The organism is Armatimonadota bacterium, from assembly GCA_031460175.1.
Classification (GTDB): domain Bacteria; phylum Sysuimicrobiota; class Sysuimicrobiia; order Sysuimicrobiales; family Sysuimicrobiaceae; genus Sysuimicrobium; species Sysuimicrobium tengchongense.
Genome location: JAVKGW010000001.1, coordinates 156,926 through 174,316, shown reverse-complemented (window position 1 = coordinate 174,316; position 17,391 = coordinate 156,926). Strand labels below are relative to the sequence as shown.

Annotated in this window: 19 protein-coding genes; 12 read left to right on the top strand and 7 right to left on the bottom strand. The window is 71.3% G+C overall.

The annotated features are described in order from the left end of the window. The first annotated feature begins 39 nt into the window (after window positions 1-39). On the top strand, window positions 40-1,059 hold the full coding sequence (locus QN206_00860; GenBank protein ID MDR7613356.1) for a uroporphyrinogen decarboxylase family protein: 1,020 nt from the start codon (window positions 40-42) through the stop codon (window positions 1,057-1,059). On the opposite strand, the gene QN206_00855 is transcribed toward QN206_00860, so the two are convergent. Both QN206_00855 and QN206_00850 read right to left on the bottom strand, forming a co-directional pair. After that, entirely contained in the window at window positions 1,056-1,514 is a 459-nt protein-coding gene (locus tag QN206_00855) for a M23 family metallopeptidase (protein ID MDR7613355.1), read from the bottom strand. The two genes, QN206_00860 and QN206_00855, sit on opposite strands and share 4 nt — an antisense overlap. A 71-nt stretch (window positions 1,515-1,585) precedes the next feature. Next, window positions 1,586-1,996, bottom strand: a complete 411-nt coding sequence (locus QN206_00850) for a hypothetical protein (GenBank protein ID MDR7613354.1) — start codon at window positions 1,994-1,996, stop codon at window positions 1,586-1,588. Between the two features lie 82 nt (window positions 1,997-2,078). On the opposite strand from QN206_00850, the gene QN206_00845 reads away from it, so the two are divergent. Then, the gene (locus tag QN206_00845) at window positions 2,079-2,630 is read left to right on the top strand and encodes an SPOR domain-containing protein (protein MDR7613353.1); all 552 of its coding nucleotides are present in this window, start codon (window positions 2,079-2,081) and stop codon (window positions 2,628-2,630) included. 13 nt (window positions 2,631-2,643) lie between these two features. Next, window positions 2,644-3,558: a GGDEF domain-containing response regulator gene (locus QN206_00840; protein MDR7613352.1), complete on the top strand. Its 915-nt coding sequence runs from the start codon at window positions 2,644-2,646 to the stop codon at window positions 3,556-3,558. A 6-nt stretch (window positions 3,559-3,564) separates the two neighbouring features. Here the strand turns inward: QN206_00840 and QN206_00835 are convergent, their stop codons facing one another. Continuing rightward, the gene (locus QN206_00835; protein ID MDR7613351.1) at window positions 3,565-5,520 is read right to left on the bottom strand and encodes an acetate--CoA ligase; all 1,956 of its coding nucleotides are present in this window, start codon (window positions 5,518-5,520) and stop codon (window positions 3,565-3,567) included. Between the two features lie 73 nt (window positions 5,521-5,593). On the opposite strand from QN206_00835, the gene QN206_00830 reads away from it, so the two are divergent. Both QN206_00830 and tadA read left to right on the top strand, forming a co-directional pair. Beyond that, window positions 5,594-6,313 carry a uracil-DNA glycosylase gene (locus QN206_00830; protein MDR7613350.1) on the top strand — a complete coding sequence of 240 codons (720 nt, stop codon included), beginning with the start codon at window positions 5,594-5,596 and terminating at the stop codon, window positions 6,311-6,313. After that, entirely contained in the window at window positions 6,310-6,765 is a 456-nt protein-coding gene (gene tadA / locus QN206_00825; protein MDR7613349.1) for a tRNA adenosine(34) deaminase TadA, read from the top strand. Before QN206_00830 ends, tadA begins: the two co-directional genes overlap by 4 nt. Window positions 6,766-6,768: 3 nt before the next feature. Here the strand turns inward: tadA and QN206_00820 are convergent, their stop codons facing one another. Further along, window positions 6,769-8,520 carry a hypothetical protein gene (locus QN206_00820; protein MDR7613348.1) on the bottom strand — a complete coding sequence of 584 codons (1,752 nt, stop codon included), beginning with the start codon at window positions 8,518-8,520 and terminating at the stop codon, window positions 6,769-6,771. 111 nt (window positions 8,521-8,631) lie between these two features. Between QN206_00820 and QN206_00815 the strand changes: the two genes are divergently transcribed. After that, window positions 8,632-9,606, top strand: coding sequence for a TAXI family TRAP transporter solute-binding subunit (locus QN206_00815; protein ID MDR7613347.1), 975 nt, complete (start codon window positions 8,632-8,634; stop codon window positions 9,604-9,606). Window positions 9,607-9,612: 6 nt separating this feature from the next. On the opposite strand, the gene rpe is transcribed toward QN206_00815, so the two are convergent. Then, on the bottom strand, window positions 9,613-10,284 hold the full coding sequence (rpe, locus tag QN206_00810) for a ribulose-phosphate 3-epimerase (protein MDR7613346.1): 672 nt from the start codon (window positions 10,282-10,284) through the stop codon (window positions 9,613-9,615). Window positions 10,285-10,371: 87 nt separating this feature from the next. Between rpe and QN206_00805 the strand changes: the two genes are divergently transcribed. Beyond that, a complete protein-coding gene (locus QN206_00805; protein MDR7613345.1) occupies window positions 10,372-11,106 on the top strand; it encodes a DUF2334 domain-containing protein in 735 nt (244 codons plus the stop codon). After that, a complete protein-coding gene (locus QN206_00800) occupies window positions 11,099-11,800 on the top strand; it encodes a glycosyltransferase (GenBank protein ID MDR7613344.1) in 702 nt (233 codons plus the stop codon). The genes QN206_00805 and QN206_00800 overlap by 8 nt, the downstream gene beginning before the upstream one ends. On the opposite strand, the gene QN206_00795 is transcribed toward QN206_00800, so the two are convergent. Next, window positions 11,794-12,150, bottom strand: coding sequence for a hypothetical protein (locus QN206_00795; protein ID MDR7613343.1), 357 nt, complete (start codon window positions 12,148-12,150; stop codon window positions 11,794-11,796). The two genes, QN206_00800 and QN206_00795, sit on opposite strands and share 7 nt — an antisense overlap. 88 nt (window positions 12,151-12,238) lie before the next feature. Here QN206_00795 and QN206_00790 point away from each other — a divergent pair, with 88 nt between their 5' ends. From QN206_00790 to QN206_00780, 3 genes are read left to right on the top strand one after another with little or no spacing between them, the layout of a single operon-like run. Further along, window positions 12,239-13,390: an acetoin utilization protein AcuC gene (locus QN206_00790; protein ID MDR7613342.1), complete on the top strand. Its 1,152-nt coding sequence runs from the start codon at window positions 12,239-12,241 to the stop codon at window positions 13,388-13,390. Next, window positions 13,387-13,752 (top strand): hypothetical protein, encoded by a 366-nt coding sequence (locus tag QN206_00785; protein ID MDR7613341.1) that lies wholly within the window; start codon window positions 13,387-13,389, stop codon window positions 13,750-13,752. Before QN206_00790 ends, QN206_00785 begins: the two co-directional genes overlap by 4 nt. Beyond that, entirely contained in the window at window positions 13,749-14,270 is a 522-nt protein-coding gene (locus QN206_00780; protein MDR7613340.1) for a GNAT family N-acetyltransferase, read from the top strand. The genes QN206_00785 and QN206_00780 overlap by 4 nt, the downstream gene beginning before the upstream one ends. On the opposite strand, the gene QN206_00775 is transcribed toward QN206_00780, so the two are convergent. Beyond that, a complete protein-coding gene (locus QN206_00775; protein MDR7613339.1) occupies window positions 14,250-16,310 on the bottom strand; it encodes a DEAD/DEAH box helicase in 2,061 nt (686 codons plus the stop codon). The genes QN206_00780 and QN206_00775 overlap by 21 nt on opposite strands. 36 nt (window positions 16,311-16,346) lie before the next feature. On the opposite strand from QN206_00775, the gene QN206_00770 reads away from it, so the two are divergent. Beyond that, window positions 16,347-17,345: a TGS domain-containing protein gene (locus tag QN206_00770; protein MDR7613338.1), complete on the top strand. Its 999-nt coding sequence runs from the start codon at window positions 16,347-16,349 to the stop codon at window positions 17,343-17,345. Window positions 17,346-17,391 lie beyond the last annotated feature (46 nt).

Sequence of the window (17,391 nt, the reverse complement as noted above, 5' to 3'; positions counted from 1 at the left end):
GACTATACAACTCATGGCATCGGCCATCAACGGGGAGGAGTGGCCCCGTGCGGGGTCCAATACTTGGCATGGGCCATGCATCACCGGGAGCGGGTGCTCGCCGCGCTCCACGGGTCACGGGCGGATTTCCCTCCCGTGGCCCTTTGGCGGCACTTTCCGGGCGAGGACCAACGGGCGGAGGCCCTCGCCCGGGCCCACGTGGCGTTCTGGGAGCGGTTCCGGTTCGATCTCCTGAAGGTGACGCCTGCAAGCGGCTATTACGGGGAGGACTGGGGGCTGCGGGCGGCCTACCGACCCAACCGGGAGGGCGTGCGCACCTACCTTGACCGGCCCATCAAGAAGGCCGCGGACTGGCGGCACCTGCGTCCCCTGGACGTGACAGAGGGCACCTACGGGCGGGAGCTGCGCACGTTGAGGCTCGTCCGGGAGGCGGTGGGACCTGAGGTCCCCGTCCTCGCCACGGTCTTCAGCCCCCTCACCGTGGCCCGCACCCTCTCGGGGAACGAGGCGGTGGTCCGCTACCTCCGCGAGGATCCGGACGACCTGCACGCGGGCCTGGAGATCATCGCGGATGCAACCGCCCGCTTCGCCGCGGCCTGCCTTGCCGCGGGGGCGGATGGCCTCTTCTTCGCGACCCAGATGGCCTGTGCGGGAGCGGTCACGGAGGAGGAGTACGAGATCTTCGGACGGCCCTACGATCTTCGGGTGCTGGAGGCAGCTCAGGGAGCGGAGATCCTGATCCTGCACCTGCACGGGGAGGGCGTGTACTTCGACCTCCTCGCGGATTACCCCGTGCACGCGGTCAACTGGCACGACCGCGGCACGTCTCCTTCCCTCCGGGATGCCCGGAGCCGCACCACGCTGGGTCTCGTGGGCGGGATCGACGAGCGGACCTTCGCGGACCGCTCCCCGGAGGAGATCGCGGCGGAGGTCCAGGAAGCCCTCGCGCAGACGGGCGGGCTCGGCCACGTGGTGGCCCCCGGATGCGTGCTCCCCGTGGACGCTCCGGAGGCCAATCTGGAGGCTGCGGTCCGGGCTACCCGGGCCGGCCGGGGCTAGCGTCGCAGGTACGGGATCGGATCCACGGGGAAGCCCCGGTAGCGCACCTCGAAGTGCAGGTGGGGACCGGTGCTGCGGCCCGTGGAGCCCACCTCTCCGATGGCCGCCCCCGCCCGCACGCGATCGCCGACCCGCACGTGGAGGGTGCGGAGGTGGGCGTAGAGGGTGTGCCAGTCCCGGCCGTGCTCCAGCACCACCACGAGCCCGTAGCCCCCCGCCCACCCCGCGAACACCACACCTCCCTCTGCCCGCGCGGCCACGGGAGCCCCTTCGGGAGCCGCGATGTCCAGCCCCCAATGGATCTTCCACCCTTCCCCGAAGGGGTCCGCGCGCCAGCCGTATCCGGAGGCGATGGAGCCCGCCACCGGAAGCCAGAGGGACTGCCCGAGTGCCTGGGGGGCGAGGAGTGCCAGGAGCGCGCATCCCAACCCCACAAGACGCGTCAGGATCCGCACGACCCTTCCCCGCACAGGACGGCGTCCTCGCGGGGCTCAAGCAATTTCCATGCCAGGGGAACCCGCAGGGCCTAGAAGCGCTGCCCCGGTACCGGGAGCCTGGGTGTGAAGGGATTGGGCCGTGGCGCGGGGAGTCCGGGGGCAGGCTGGAGGGGATAGAACTCCTGGGGCCCGGAAGGGAAACCGTTGCGGTCCGGTCCGGGGCCCGGCCGCATCTCGTAGAACCTGCCGTTGTAGAAGAGATAGATCTTCGCCTCGCACTCCTGGGAGCCCTGACCCGGCTGGGGCTGCTGGCCGGGGAACTGGCGGCCCGGGCCGGGGAGCGGGACGAGCTCCTGGATCATGGGGGCTTGCACGAGGGATCCGTGCGCGATCGCCGCCGGCGGCGCCTTCATCCGGGCCCATGCGTATCCCAGGAGAATCCCGGTTGCGAACACGACCCCCCCTCCTGCTGCCACCCACGCCTTCGCCCAGGTCCGCACATTCCCCCTCCGTGCGAGTCTGCAGGCTCAGTGTACCACCGTTGTCCATCACGGGGATGTGAACGCCCGGAAGAAGGGAGAGATGCGCCCGGCGCGAATGGGTTCCAAAAACCGCCCGGGGGACACCGTGTGGGTGGCCGCGACCTTGCTCCTCATCCTGTGGACCCCGATGTCCGGCGAGCGCGCGGTGCGGTATTACCGGATCCAGTTCGGCCCCACCCCCGACCTCTTCCGGGTAGAGGCCTTCGCGAGCCTGTTGAGCCGCGCCTACGGCGTCGTGGGGCGGGTGGGGGTTCAGACCCGGGTGACGGGATACCGCGTCTTCAGCAGCCCTCTTCCTTCCCGGTCCGCGGCGGAGCGACGCGCGGAGCTGGTCCGTTCCTTCGGGATCCCGTCCGAGGTGGTGCGGGTGGGGGCCGTCTACCGGGTTCGGTTCGGCACCTTCCGCACCCTTCCCGAAGCGGAGACGAGGGTCCGGCAGGTGCGGAGGTACGGGTTCACCGCGGTGGTGGACCCTCTCACGGAGCGGGTCTACACCTTGGTCGTGCGCCATGTGCCGGAACGGGTGGCCGGGGAGGTGGTGCGGCGGGTGCGGGCGGACGGGTTCGAGGTACGGCTCCTTCCGGAGCCGTAGGCGAGGAGGGAGCATGACGGACCGCTGGACGAAAAAGCTGGGCGACCTCCTGCGTCCCCACCGGTCGCCCGCCTCTCCTCTGGCCGTCCCGCCCGTGGGAGAGAGGCGGCCGGCTCTGGTGGTCGGCGGTGCCCTCCCCCAGGGGTGGGAGGGACCGCTGGGCGCCCGATGGGCGCTGCGGGCCACGGCGGATCCGGAGGAGGCCCTGGAGCTTGTACGCTTTGAGGAGTACGAGCTCATCCTGGTCACCGTGGAGGGGCTTCCCGTCCGGCCGCCGGATCTCGTGGCCACCCTCCGCGCCTACCGGAGCACCCCCATCCTCGTGGTCGGGGGAGAGACCCACCGGGACCTCCTCGCGGAAGCCCTGCGGGCCGGGGCAGACGACTACCTGCCCGCGGGTCGGCCCGTGCCGGAGATCCTGCTTCTCCTGGACCACGCCCTCACCCGGTGCTCTCTTTTGCGGGAGACCGGAGTCTCTGCGCCCACCCAACGGGATTTCCTCACGGGCCTGCTGACCGCCGAGGCATTCCATCAGGTGTACCGCCCTGCCTTGGCCCGCAGCCGGAGGTTCGGGGAGCGGCTGGGGTTGGTCCGGGTGAACCTCCTGAACCTGGAGGGGATCTACGCAGCCTACGGGGTTCGTGCGGGCGATCGGCTGGTGCAGGAGGTGGCCCGGCTCTTACGGGCGCACGTCCGCGGTACGGATAGCGTGGCCCGCCTCGAGCGGGATCGGTTCGTCCTGCTGCTGGTGGGCGCCACCAGGGAGCGGACCAGACAGGTCGCGGACCAGATCCTGAGTGCCGCCGTGCGCCTGCAGCTCCCCGAGCACCCGGATCTCCGGGTCTCGCTCCGGGTGGGGTGGTCGACGGCGGAGGGCGAGGAGGATCCGTTGGTGGTGGCGGAGCGCGTCCTCCAAGAGGCCGGGTGAGGGTCCCTACCGGGCCCGCCGGATCTCCTCCACCGCCTGCGGGTTCTCCAGGCTGGAGAGGTCTCCAGGGTCCTGACCCAGGTAGGCGGCCCGGATCACCCGCCGCATGATCTTGGCGTTGCGGGTCTTGGGGAGGTCCGCGACGAACCGGATCTCCTCGGGCAGGAGCGCCTTCCCGAGCCGCTCCGCCACCGCCTTCCGCAACTCCTCCCGCAGGGCGTCCGTGGGCTCATGGCCGGGCCGGAGGACCACGAAGCAGACCACGGCCTCCCCCTTAAGCGGGTGCGGCACCCCGATGGCCGCGGCCTCCGTCACCGCGGGGTGCGCGGTGAGGGCGGACTCTACCTCCGCGGGGCCCACCCGCTTCCCCGCCACCTTGATGGTGTCGTCGGACCGCCCCAGGATGTACCAGAATCCGTCCTCGTCCCGCACCGCCCAGTCCCCGTGCACCCACACCCCGGGCCAGCGGGACCAGTAGGTCTCGAAGTAGCGCTGCGGGTCCCGCCAGAACCCCCGGGTGATCCCGGGCCAGGGCCTCGTGACCACGAGCTCCCCCACCTCTCCGGGACCCGCGGGACGGCCCTCCGGGTCGTAGATGTCCGCGGCGATCCCGAGGCACGGCCCCGTGAACGCGCACGGCCGGCAGGGATGGATCACCGTCCCGGCGACGAGGCCGCCCGAGACCTCGGTCCCGCCGGAGTAGTTGATGATGGGACAACGCCCCCGGCCCACCTGGTGGAAGTACCAGAGGTAAGGCTCCGGGTTCCACGGCTCACCGGTGGAGCCCAGGACGCGCAGGGAGCCGAGATCTGCCCTCCGCACGGGCTCCTCGCCGTACCGCATGAGGGCCCGCACCGCGGTGGGCGTAAGCCCCAGGATCGTGACCCGGTGCCGGTCCACGAGCGCCCAGAGCCGACCCGGGTGGGGGTGATCGATGGCCCCTTCGTACAGCACCAGGGTGGCGCCGAGGGAGAGGATCCCGAGCACTTCCCACGGCCCCATCATCCACCCCATGTCCGTGAGCCAGAACATCACGTCGTCTTCCTGCACGTCGAAGTGGAAGACCATGTCCTGGGCTGCCTTGACGGGAAAGCCCGCGTGCACGTGTACGGTTCCCTTGGGGCGGCCGGTGGTTCCGGAGGTGTAGATGATCATGAAGGGGTCCTCGCTGTCCATGACCTCCGTGGGGAATTCCTCAGGCGCCCCGGAAGTGGCCTCATGCCACCACACGTCCCGGCCCGGCTGCCACCCCTCCGCTTCGCCGAGGCGCTGCACCACGAGGAGGTGCTGCACGCTGGGGCACCGCCGCGCGGCCTCGTCCGCCACCGGCAGCATCCGCACCCGTTGTCCCCGTCGGTAGAATCCGTCCGCGGTGACGATCACCCTCGCCTCGCAGTCCTGGATCCGGGCCGCCAGGGCCTCCGCGCCGAACCCGGAGAACACCGGGGTGAAGATGGCACCGATCTTCGCGCACGCCAGGACGGCCACCGCCACCTCCGGGATCATGGGGAGATAGATGGCCACCCGGTCGCCCCGCCCCACGCCCAACTGCCGCAGGGCCCAGGCCGCCCGGCACACCTCCGCGTGGAGCTCCCGGTAGGTGAGGGTCCGGACCTCCCCGTCCTCTCCTTCCCACCGGACCGCGATCTTCCCCGCGAGGGGGCTAGACCGGTGCTTGTCCACGCAGTTGTGCACCAGGTTCAGCTTTCCGTCCACGAACCAACGGGGCCACTCGATCCCCCGGGAGATGTCCAGCACCTCCGTGTAGGGCTGGTACCACTCCATCCGCATCTCCGCCAGCGCCGCGTTCCAGAACCACGCCATCTCCTCCACGCTCCGCCGATACAGCTCCTCGTAGCAGGAGAACCCGTGGGCCTGCAGGAACCGGTACAGGCGGCTGCGCTCCACCCCCTCGGGGGTGGGCCGCCACACGATCTCCCGTCCCAGCACGGAAGTCCCCAACCCGACCACCTCCCCTCAGGGTTTTCCCCGTCCCCGGGCGCTCTCCTCCTCGGGCGGAGAGCGGGACGCTACCATGGATCCCGTGGAATCCCTGGAGGGTCTGGCGCGGGAGATCGTCCGGTGCCGGCGGTGCCCCCGACTGGTGGATTACCGGGAGGCGGTGGCGCGCACCCGGCGCGCGTACGCGGGCTGGACATACTGGGCGAAGCCGGTCCCCGGATTCGGGGATCCGCGGGCGCGGCTGCTGGTGGTGGGGCTTGCGCCCGCGGCCCATGGCGCCAACCGGACGGGCAGGATGTTCACCGGGGATCTCCCCGACGGGGCGTCCGTATGGCTGGTACGGGCCCTGTACCGGGCAGGGTTCGCGAACCAGCCCACGAGCCTCCACCGCGGGGACGGGCTGCGCCTCCTGGACGCCTACCTCACCGCCGCGGTGCGGTGCGCGCCGCCCCAAAACCGTCCCACCCCGGCGGAGTTGGAGGCGTGCTTTCCCTTCCTCGTGCAGGAGTTCCAGCGGCTTTGCCGGGTGCGGGTGGTGGTGGCCCTGGGGCGGGTCGCCCACGAGACCGTGCTGCGGCTGTACCGCCACTTCGGGGTTCCGCTCCCCAGACCCCGACCCGCTTTCGCGCACGGCGCCCTCCACCGGTTTCCGGGTGAGATCCTGGGCCGGCCGGTGCCCGCGGTGCTGTGTACGTATCATCCCAGCCGGCAGAACACCAACACGGGCCGGCTCACGGAGCGGATGCTGGACGAGATCTTCGCCCGGGCCCGCGCCCTGTTGGAGGAGGCGTGACGGACGAGGCCTTGATGCGGGAGGCCCTAGAGGAGGCCCGGCGGGCGGCCGCCTACGGGGAGGTGCCCGTGGGGTGCGTCGTGGCGTACCAGGGCCGCGTCATCGCCCGGGCCCACGACCGCCGGGAGAGCCTGGGGGATCCCACGGCCCACGCGGAGATCCTGGCCCTCCGGGCCGCGGCCCGGTTCGTGGGCTCCTGGCGGCTGGAAGGGTGTACGCTCGCGGTGACCGTGGAACCGTGCGTCATGTGCGCGGGGGCCCTGATCCTGGCCCGCATCGCCCGCCTGGTCTACGGCGCGGCGAGCCCGAAGAGCGGCGCGGTGCGTAGCCTCTTCCGCATCTGCGAGGATCCCCGCCTGAACCACCGGGTGGAGGTGGTCCCCGGGGTCCTGGCGGAGGAGGCGGCCGCGCTGCTGCAGGCGTTCTTCAGCCGCCTCCGGGGATTCCGGTGACCCCTACCGCACGGTGATGGGGAGGGTGACCGCTTCTCCCCCAACCGCCCACGGCGTGCGCACCAGCTCCGAGGGGTAGCGCTGGAGCTGGGAAAACCGGCGTGCCGGGGTCTGGGCGGGTGGGGCGTCCGCGGGGAGGAGCTGCACGACCACGTCGGTGTTGCGGCCGAAGGTCTCGAACGCCGTGACCTCCTCCTCCAGGCGCTCGAAGGCGGGCGCCTCAGGCTGAGGATCCGATCCCGGGAGAAGTCCCGCGGGGATCACCACGAGGCGCGCGCTTCCCCGGGGGAAGTCGGGGGGAATCGGGAGTTCTACGGTGCGCTCCTCCGGCGGTCCTCCGGTGGGTCGAAGCCGCAACTTCACCCGGAGGGTCTCCCCGGCCGTGACCGTGCGCTCCTGCGGCTCCGCATCCACCAGGACTGCGGTGCGGGCCGCCCGCGTGATCTTGACCTCTAAGCGGAGATCCACGGGCCGTACGGCGTCGTCGGGTCGGAACACCAGGCGCAGGGCCCGCAGGACGTCGGGGAGCACCGCGGCTGGCGCGTTCGTGGGGCTGTAGACCACCTGCGTGCGCACCGCCTCGCGCGGCAGGCCGATGCCGCGGGCGCGCACGGTGATCTCCGCGGTCCCCTCCCCTCCCGCGTCCCAGCCCCGCTGGATGGCGCTCAAGACCACGGAGGGCACCAGGAGCCGGACGAGATCCCGGCGGGACACCACCTGCATGCGCAGGGTGGCGGACCGCCCGCTCTCCACGTCCGTGGTGGTGACCTGCACGGAGAACACGGGAGGGATCGAGCCGATCTCCCCTCCGATGGCAGCCCGCCGGTCCTGGCGCACCACCCCCACCGCGGGCCCCAAGTCCCCCAGCTTGAAGGGAAGGACCGTGCTGCGGACCACCGCGTGCACGTAGGCCGGGGTGAGGAGGTAGCGGGCCTCTCCCAGACCCAGCAGAGGGTGGCCGAAGGCCAGGAAGCGGCGGCCCTCCCGGTACGTGAGGGTCCCGATGGCGGCGATGGAGACGTCTCCCCGGACGAGGACTGCCCCGATGGCGCTCCCCGGCACGAGCGGTGCCTCGAACGCGCGGGATTCCACCGGTACCTGGAGCGGAAGGAGGGGGTAGGATTCCAGGGCCTGCCGCAGCATCCGGAAGGCGGGTCCCTCGATGCCCGAGACCAGAAGCGGCGTGGTCACGGGCGTCATGGCCGCCACCGGCCCACCCGCGTCGTTCATCCGCCGCGCCCGCACGGGATCCTCCACCAGGACCACGGAGCGCACCGTGCGACCCGAGATCCGCACGGGCCGGTCCAGGGCCGTGGGCCCCCGGGGGACGGAGTCCATCCGCAGCACGTCCAGCATGGCCTCGATGGGGGTGAACAGGCCGAGGTCGCTGTCGGGCCCCGCGGAGGCGTAACCGTAGGAGAGGGCGCCCGCGATCCGGCCCTGGAGGTACATGGGGCTTCCGCTCATCCCCGCGGCGATCCCCCCGGATCGCCGGATGAGGGGACCGGAGGCCCGGAACAGCACGAGGGGGAATCCGGGGCCTCGGGTCACCCCCAGCACCTCGAACGGGAACTCCTCCACCCGGGTACCCGACACCACCGTGCGTCCCACCCCCCGCATCCCGGACCGGATGCCCTCCAGGGGAAAGATGCCCGGTTCGTCCCGGGCCGCTGCCGCCCCCGCCACCATCAGGAGCACGAGTCCTACCAGGATCCCGCCTCGCACCGCGTCATCCTCCCGAAACAGATCCATCATGGGCGACCTTTGCCCGCACCGCAACGGGGCTTCCCCCGGCGCGGGTGGGGCCTTGGGGAGAGGAGGGAGCAACGGGGGTGGAGAAGAAGAAATTTGAGGAGGGAGAGGACCATGCGGGCGACAGGGAGAGTGCGGCTTGGAGGTGCGGTCCTCGCGGTGCTCCTGCTCGCGGGGACGGTGGTCTCCGGCCCAACCGTGCGCCGGATCTCCATCGCCACGGGCGGGACCGGCGGCGTGTACTTCGTGCTGGGCGGGGGGCTCGCCCGGCTCATCTCCCAGTACATCCCGGGCGTCCAGGCCACCGCGGAGGTCACCAGCGCCTCCGTGGACAACATGCGCCTCATCGGCGCCAAGCGGGCGGACATCGCCTTCACCCTCAACGACACCGCCTACGACGCGTGGAAGGGACTCGCGGACTTCCGAGGAAATCCCATTCCCATCCGGGTACTCGCACCCCTTTACGACAACTACAACCACCTGGTAACCCTGGAGGGGACCGGGATCAGTACGGTGGCGGACCTGCGGGGCAAACGGGTCTCCGTGGGCTCTCCGGGGAGCGGCACAGAGGTCACGGCCCTGCGCATCCTCCGGGCCGCGGGCCTGGATCCCGACCGGGACATCCGCAAGGAGCGGCTGGGCGTGGCGCCCAGCGCGGATGCCCTGCGGGACCGGAAGATCGACGCCTTCTTCTGGAGCGGAGGCCTGCCCACCCCCGCGGTGCTGGACCTCGCCAGCTCCCCGGGGATCCGGATCCGGCTCGTGCCCCTGGACCCGGTTCTGGAGGCCCTGCAGAAGGAGTACGGCCCGCTGTACGCCCGCGGCGTGATCTCCCGCATCGCCTACCCGGGGATGGAGCGGGACGTGCCCACGGTGATCGTGGCGAACCTCCTGGTGGTGCATAAGGATTTTCCCGAGGACCTCGCCTACGAGATCACGAAGCTGCTCTTCGAGCGCAAGCGGGAGCTGGAGACGGTGCACGCAGAGGCGAAGAACATCAGCCTGCTGCGGATCGCGGGACGCACGCCCATCCCGTTCCATCCCGGAGCCGTCCGCTACTACCGGGAGAGGCACGTCCGGGGGTTCTGAACCGAATTATCGGGGAAGGGCGGAGCCGGCGGCCTCCCGGAGGGCCTGCACCGTGGTCGCCGGGTCCTTGTCCGGTCCGAACACCGCGGAGGCGGCCACCAGGATGGTGGCCCCCGCCTCCACCAGGGCCCGGGCGTTTCCCGGGTGCACTCCGCCATCCACCTCGATGTCCGTGGATAGCCCCCGGGCCTCCAACAGGGCCCGCAGCCGCCGCACCTTTTCCAGGCTTGCGGGGAGAAAAGCCTGACCGGAGAACCCCGGGTTCACGCTCATCACCAGCACCGTATCCACCTCCGGGAGGATCTCCTCCAGCACCCAGAGGGGGGTTGCGGGGTTCAGGGCCACGCCCGCCCGCAGGCCCAGCTCCCGGATCCGGCTGACCGTCCGGTGCAGGTGCGGGCACGCCTCCACGTGCACCGTGAGCCCCCATGCCCCGGCCGCCCGGAACGCCTCCAGGAACCGGTCGGGATCCGCCAGCATGAGGTGGACGTCCAGGGGGAGGCGCGTGCGGCGGTGGAGGGCCTCCACCACCAGCGGTCCCACGGTGAGGTTGGGGACGAAGTGACCGTCCATCACGTCCACGTGGAGCAGGTCCGCGCCGCCCGCCTCCGCCCGGCTCACCTCCTCCCCCAGCCGCCAGAAGTCCGCGGCGATGATGGAGGGCGCGATCCGGACCACCCGCCACCTCCAGAGCACCCGGGGCCTGTGCACCCAGGGCTTTGCTGCGCGCGCCGCGAGCAGTGTACCATAAGTTTCAGTTTTTCCGTGGCGTGGGTGGTGGTCTGCGTTCACGACGTGTGCCCCTCACAGCAGGAGGGCGTGCGCTGGCTCCTGGATGCCCTGGACGGCTTCGGCGCGGTTCCCCGGGTGCTCCTGGTGATCCCGCGGGAGGGAGGGAGGGAGCCGCTTGCGGATCACCCGGGCCTGGTCCGGCTGCTGCGGGAGGAGTGTGAGAAGGGCTCGGAGGTGGTGCTGCACGGGTACACCCACCGGATCGCGGGTGCCCTGCGGGGGGATGTCCTCACCCGGTGGCGCGGGCGGTATTTCGCCCCCCGGGATGCGGAGTTCGCAAGCCTCCCGGAGGCGGAGATGGAAACCCGGATCCGGGAAGGACGCCGGGCGCTGGCAAGCCTCGGGATCCCGGTCCAGGGGTTCTGCCCCCCGGGGTGGCTCGGGACGCCGGAGCTCCCGGGAGTGCTGCGGCGCCTGGACTTCCGGTACCTCCTGGGGATGAGCACCCTGCTGGAGGTCCAGACGGGCCGACGGCGGTTCCTCCCCTGGTTCGGACACATGGGCACGGGAGGGGCGCACGAGGCCCTGATAGGGCTCGGAGGCTGGGCGGGACTTGCGCTCGCCCGGTTGGGGTTCCCCTGCGTCACCGCCTTCTTCCACCCCCAAGACGCCCCCCGTTCATCCTCGGCGCGCCTCCGGCTCGAGCAGCTGGCCCGCCTCCTCCGCGGGCGACGCCCCACCACGTACGGAGCCCTCCTCGATGCCTGAGGTGGAGTTCTCCATCGTGATCCCCGCGCGGGACGAGGAGGCCTACATCCTGGGAGCGCTCCGATCCGTGCTGGACCAGCGTTACCCCCTCGACCGGGTGGAGGTGGTGGTGGTGGACAACGGGTCCCGGGATCGCACCGCGGAGGTGGTGTCCGGGTTCGCGGGGAAGCACCCGGACCTTCGCCTGCGGCTCATCCGGGAGCCCACCCCCGGTCGGGCCCGGGCGAAGAACCTGGGGGTGGCCGCATCGCAGGGCCGGTGGGTGGTCTTCCTCGACGCGGATTCCCGCATGAGTCCTGATCTTCTGGACGCCATCGCCCGTCGCACCGCGTCCGGGGAGCAGGCCGCGAGCATCGCGGTGCTCGCGGACTCGGAGGATCCCGTGGATCAGGGGTTTTTCGCCCTCATGGAGTTCGGGAAGCGCCTGTTCGGCATCCGGGCCCAGATGTTCTACTGCGCCCGCGACCTGTTCAACCACTTCGGGATGCTGGACGCGCAGCTGCAGATCGCGGAGGACCTGGAGTTCCTCCAGCGGCTGCAGCGGGGCGGGATCCGGGTCGGGCACGTGGTGGAGGCCGCCATCTACACCTCCCCGCGCCGGCTGCGGGCCCTTCCCCTCCGCCTGGGGGTGTTCGTGGTGTTCTTCCGCTGGGCCCTGGCCCACGTGGGGATCGGCCGGCGGTGGCCCTACTGAGCGGACGCCTCAGGCCGGATCCGTCCGCGGATCCGGGCCACGAGCTGCGCGATGGTGAACGGGCGGGAGAGCACCTCCAGCCCCAACCGCCGTGCCCGCTCCTGCTCCACCGCGCCCCCGAGGGCCAGAAGAGGAGCCTGAGCTTCCTCCCGCAGGCGGAGGATCGCCTCGTCCGGCTCCCTCAGCGCCACGAGGTCCAGCACCACCAGCCCGGGGCGGAGGCCCTGACGCAGGAGCAGGCGGCCGTGCCGCACGGTGGGGACCGCGGCCACCCCGTAGCCTTCTTCGCCGAGCTGGGCGAGCAGCAGCGACCGCACCCTCCGATCCGGCACGATGAGGAGGAGGTCCACACCCCCAGGATACGAGGGATCATGGACAGAAGGCACAGGCTCCGGGAGGATAGATCGGGAAGCCCCGGTCGGCTCAGGAGGGAGTTCCGTGGATACCTCGCCGAAATCCCCCCTGATCTACAGCGAGGCCTGCCTGCGCTATGACTTCGGCGGAGGACACCCGCTCAACAGCCGGCGCCTCCAGCTCACCGTAGACCTCCTTCGGGATCTGGGCGTTCTGGAAGAAACGGACATCCTCCCGCCCCGGCAGGCCACGGAGGAAGAGCTCCGGACCATCCACGACGCGGACTACATCGCCGCGGTGCGAGCCCTGAGTGCAGATCCCACGCGGCCTGTCCTGAGCCGCATGTTCGGGTTCGGGCCGGGGGACAACCCACCGTTTGCGGGCATGCACGAGGCGGCGGCCACCATCGTGGGCGGAGCCCTGGTGGCGGCGGAGGGGATTTTTACAGGGCGCTTCCCGCACGCCTTTCATCCCTCCGGAGGGCTGCACCATGCCATGCGGGCCCAGGCGAGCGGGTTCTGCGTCTACAACGACGTGGCCGTGGCGTGCGAGTTCTTCCGGCGTCGGGGCTGGCGGGTGCTGTACGTGGACGGGGATGCCCACCACGGGGACGGGGTACAGGCCATCTTCTACGAGGACCCGGGGGTCCTCACCCTCTCCCTGCACGAGAGCGGGGAGTACCTCTTCCCCGGCACGGGGTTCGTGAGCGAGACGGGCCGGGGCGCGGGCGCGGGGTATGCGGTGAACGTGCCGCTCCTCCCCGGCACGGACGATCTCTCCTGGATCGAGTGCTTCGAGCTGGTGGTGCCGGAGGTGGCACGGGCGTTCCGCCCCGATGTGATCGTCAGCCAGCACGGGTGCGACACGCATCGACTGGATCCCCTCACGGATCTCCGCTGCACCACCCACACCGCGGAGCACTTCGCCCGGAGAATGCACGAGCTCGCCCACGCGCTCTCGGGAGGGCGGTGGCTCGCCACGGGCGGGGGCGGCTACGACATCTGGCGGGTGGTCCCCCGGGCATGGAGCTTGGTGTACGCCGCGGTCTCCCACCGGGAGGTCCCGGAGGAGGTTCCTCCTTCCTGGATCGCCCGCTGGCAGCCGGAATCCCCCGTGGAACTCCCCAGGCGCATGCGGGACGACCCCTCCCGGGATGCGCCGGCGAGTCTCCGGCGGAAAAACCGGGAGACCGCTCAGCGGGCCCTGGACCAGGCCCTGGCGGCGTTGGGGGGATGAAGGTGCGGCCGGTGCTCTGGCTGGAGGACACGGAGGCGGGGTGGGAAGCCTTCCGGTACGCCCGGGAGCTGGCGGCCCTTCGCGGGGTGGAGCTCGTGGTGGTGTGCCCGCAAGGACTTGTGGACCGGGTGCGCTCCGAGGCGGAGGCTGCGGGAGCGGGGGTAGAGGTGCGGGTTTCCCCGGAGGCGGAGGGGGTGGTGAGCCTGCTGCGGGCCGCAGAGGAAGAGGGCGGGGAGATCGTGGTGGCCGCTCACCGCACGCCCACGGGCAAGGTGGTGCTGGGAGACCGGGTCACCACGGTGCTGCTGAACGCGCCCGGCCCCGTGGTGGTCTTCAAGCCCCAGCGGAAGGTGGGCGGGTGAGCGTCCGAGAGGGTGCCGTTCTGGAACGGTTTTCGGACCGGAGGGGCCGGGGCATCATGCTGCGCCCCGGGGGTCCCGGCTGGGAGGAAGCCCTCTACGGGATGTACCGGACGTACGACCCGTCTCAGCAGGCCCAGGGCATCCCGCCCCTCCACCCCGGGCGGCTGCGGGAGTGGCTGCGGTCTCTGCTGCTGGAGGGCATCAACCTCTTGGCGGTCCACGGGGATCGGGTGGTGGGGCACGCGGTGTTGATGCCGGACCGGCCGGGCTCGTATGAGCTCGCCATCTTCGTGCACCAGGACTTCCAGGGCGCGGGAGTGGGGAGCCGGTTGCTCCGGGCGCTGATCGTCCATGCCCGGAAGCAGGGAGTGGAGGAGATCTGGCTCAGCGTGGAAGCCTGGAACCACCGGGCCATCCGGATCTACCGCAAGGCCGGGTTCGGGAAGGTGGAGGGGGATCAGTGGGAGCAGATCTGGAGGCTGCGACTCGTCGGTGCCTCACACCAGGGGCGGCCGTAACAGGAGATCCCGGGCCCTGGCCGCGGCCTCCCGGAATGCGGGGTGGGGGAGATCCGCGAGTTGGTTGGCGATCTCCGCCGCCTGGAGGAGGATGCGTTGCAGATCCCCTTCCTGGGCGTCCAGCTGCGCGGCCAGGGCTCCGAACGCCACGCCCCGGATCCAGAGGACCGCGGCGGTGGCCCGCCGATCCGCGGGCGGCGGCAGCAGACGCCGTCGGATCCGATCCCACTCCGGTCGGAACTCCTCCACGAAGGGGTCCGGCTGCACCCCCGCCTCCGCTTCCCGGGCCGCGATCTCCCGGACCAGGGCCCGCAACGGCCCCAACTCCATGTCCTCCCCACGCCGGGGTGCCTGCTCGCTGCTGAGGGCCGCGGCGTAGGCCGAAAGCCGCTCTTCCTCCAGGGGCAGCAGGCCCCTCCGCACCAGCTCCGCGAGCACCAGGGCCCGGGGGTGGCGGATGAGGGCCGCCCAGGCCCCGTCCGGGGTGAGCCGCAGGTCCTCATCGAGGTAGCCGAAGGACTGCAGGACCCTGGCGCGTCTTAAGAACTCCTCCCGGAGCCCGCCTTCCATCTCCCGGAGGGTTTGCTCCAGCTCCCTGCGGCGGCGCTCCCGGCGGCGCAGCTGCCCGAGGGATCGGGCCGGGCCGGTCGGCAGCTGGGCCAGCAGACGCCGCAGCCGGGCGATCTCCTTCCGGCGCTGGTGGGCCGCGAGGGACCGGTCCAGTTCCGCGAGGGCCTCCTCCAGGGTGCGCCACCGGAGGAGGTTGAGGATGGAGGCGTAGCCGGGGGTGAAGGCGGACCGGATGGGCTCTGGCTCCGCGGAGAGCAGGGCCTCCCCGTCCGCGAGCTCCCCGGGCCGGGTGGCGGGGAGCACCACGAATCCAAGGGTGTCCCGGCCGCGGCGGCCCGCCCTGCCCGCCATCTGGTGGAACTCCGTGGCGGAAAGCCCCACGGGGCCTTCGGGGCTGTTTCGCACCAGGGTGGTGAGGAGGACGGTGCGGGCGGGCACGTCCAGGCCCGCGGCCAAGGTGGTGGTGGCGCACACCGCGCGCACAAGCCCCCGCTCCAGGAAGTCCTCCACCACCATGCGCCAAGCGGTGAGGTGGCCCGCGTGGTGCGCGGCCACCCCGGCGCGCAGGAGGCTGCGGCGCTGCGGGTGATCCCGTAGGTACGGGAACTCCTCCTCCCACACCGCCCACGCGGAATTCCGCTCCTCCTCCCCCGGGGCTCGGGCGGTCGCGAGCTCCCGCACCGCCTCGTCGCACTGCCGACGGGTGGGGAAGAAGAGGATGGCGGGCAGCAGCTGTGCCTCTTCCAGGGACCGCACCACCCGTCGGACCCAGTCGGGCGTCCGATCCAGCCTGGCCATGCGGTGAGCCAGCTCCAGGGGCAGCAGACGGCCCAGGCCGTCCGCGGCGATGGCGACGAGGGGCACGGGCCGGTGCTGCTCCTCCACGATGGCGGGCCTCCGACCTCGGACCTCCCGCATCCAGTCCGCGAGTTCCTGGATGTTGGGAAGGGTGGCGGAGAGGAGGAGGAGGGTGGTGGTGGGCGGCGCGTACAGGATGATCTCTTCCCACGCGGTGCCCCGCTCCGGATCGCTCAGGTAATGGGCCTCGTCCAGCACCACCAGGTCCGGCCGGATGGCACCCTCGTAGAGGGCGTTTCGGAGGATCTCCGTGGTGGCCACGATCACGGGGGCCTGCGGATGGATGCGACGCTCCCCCGTGAGGAGGCCGACCTGTTCGGTCCCGTACAGGCCGCAGAACCGCCGGTACTTCTGGTTGGAGAGAGCCTTGAGCGGCGTGGTGTACCAGGCGGTGCGGCCCTCCTGGAGTCCCTCCCGGATGGCCTCCTCCGCGATCCAGGTCTTGCCGCTGCCGGTCGGCGCCTCCACCAGCACGTCCCCCGTCCTCAGGGCTTCCAGGGCCCGGAGCTGGAACTCCGAGGGGGTAAAGGGCTGCGCCGGAGGACTTCCCACCTTCCGGAGGAGGGGCTGGAGGGCCGGGTGAACACCGGATTTCCGCGTTCGCGTCCGCATCCCTTTCATGATACGCGTGTGTAATCTAATAGCGGGATGCCGGCGAACCTGACCCCGGAGTACTTGGCCGCGGAGCAACGCTTCCGGGAGGCCTCGAGTCCTCAGGAGAAGCTGGAGGCCCTGGAGGAGATGCTGCGTACCGTCCCCAAGCACAAGGGGACGGAGAAACTGCAGGCGGACATCAAGCGCCGCATCGCCCGTCTCCGGCAGGAGATGCAGGCCCGCCGGGGAGCTTCCCGCGCCCAGCCCTTCTACCACGTGGAGCGGGAGGGCGCGGGACAGGTGGTGGTGATCGGCCCCCCGAACGCGGGCAAGTCGAGCCTGGTGGCGGCCCTCACCAACGCCCAGCCCGAGATCGCGCCCTATCCCGTCTCCACCCGAGCACCGGTCCCCGGCATGATGCGGTTCGAGGACGTGCAGATCCAACTGGTGGACACCCCGCCCATCTGCCCGGAGATGGACGAGGGATGGCTGTATGCCCTCATCCGGGCCGCGGACGCGGCCCTCTTCGTGCTGGACTGTAGCGACGACGGCATCCTCTACCTGGAGGACGCCCTGCGCTTGCTCCCCGCGGGCCGGGTATTCCTGGAGCGGGAGGACGCGCGTCTCGAGGACGACCCCTCCCTCCCCCGGGGGGCCCGCAAGCGCACCCTGGTGGTGGCCAACAAGTGGGACCTCCCCCGGGCGGAGGAGAACCTCCGGGTGCTGATGGAGCTGGTGGGCGATCAGCTCCCCGGTTCCCCGGTCCCCGTCTCCGCGGTCACCGGGTACGGACTCCAGCAGCTGCCGGGCCGGGTCTTCCGCATGCTGGACGTGATCCGGGTCTACAGCAAACCCCCGGGCCGCAAGCCGGACCTGTCCGTCCCCTTCGTGCTCCCCCGGGGCGCCCGGGTCCTGGACGCCGCGGAGGCCATCCACAAGGAGCTCGCGGAGCAGCTGAAGTACGCCCGGCTGTGGGGCCGGACCTCCCAAGGACAGATGGTCGGCCGGGATCACCTCCTGGAGGACGGGGACATCCTCGAACTGCACGGCTAGCTCTTTAGGAAACGGCACGAAAATTGCTGAACCTCTGAGGCTGCGT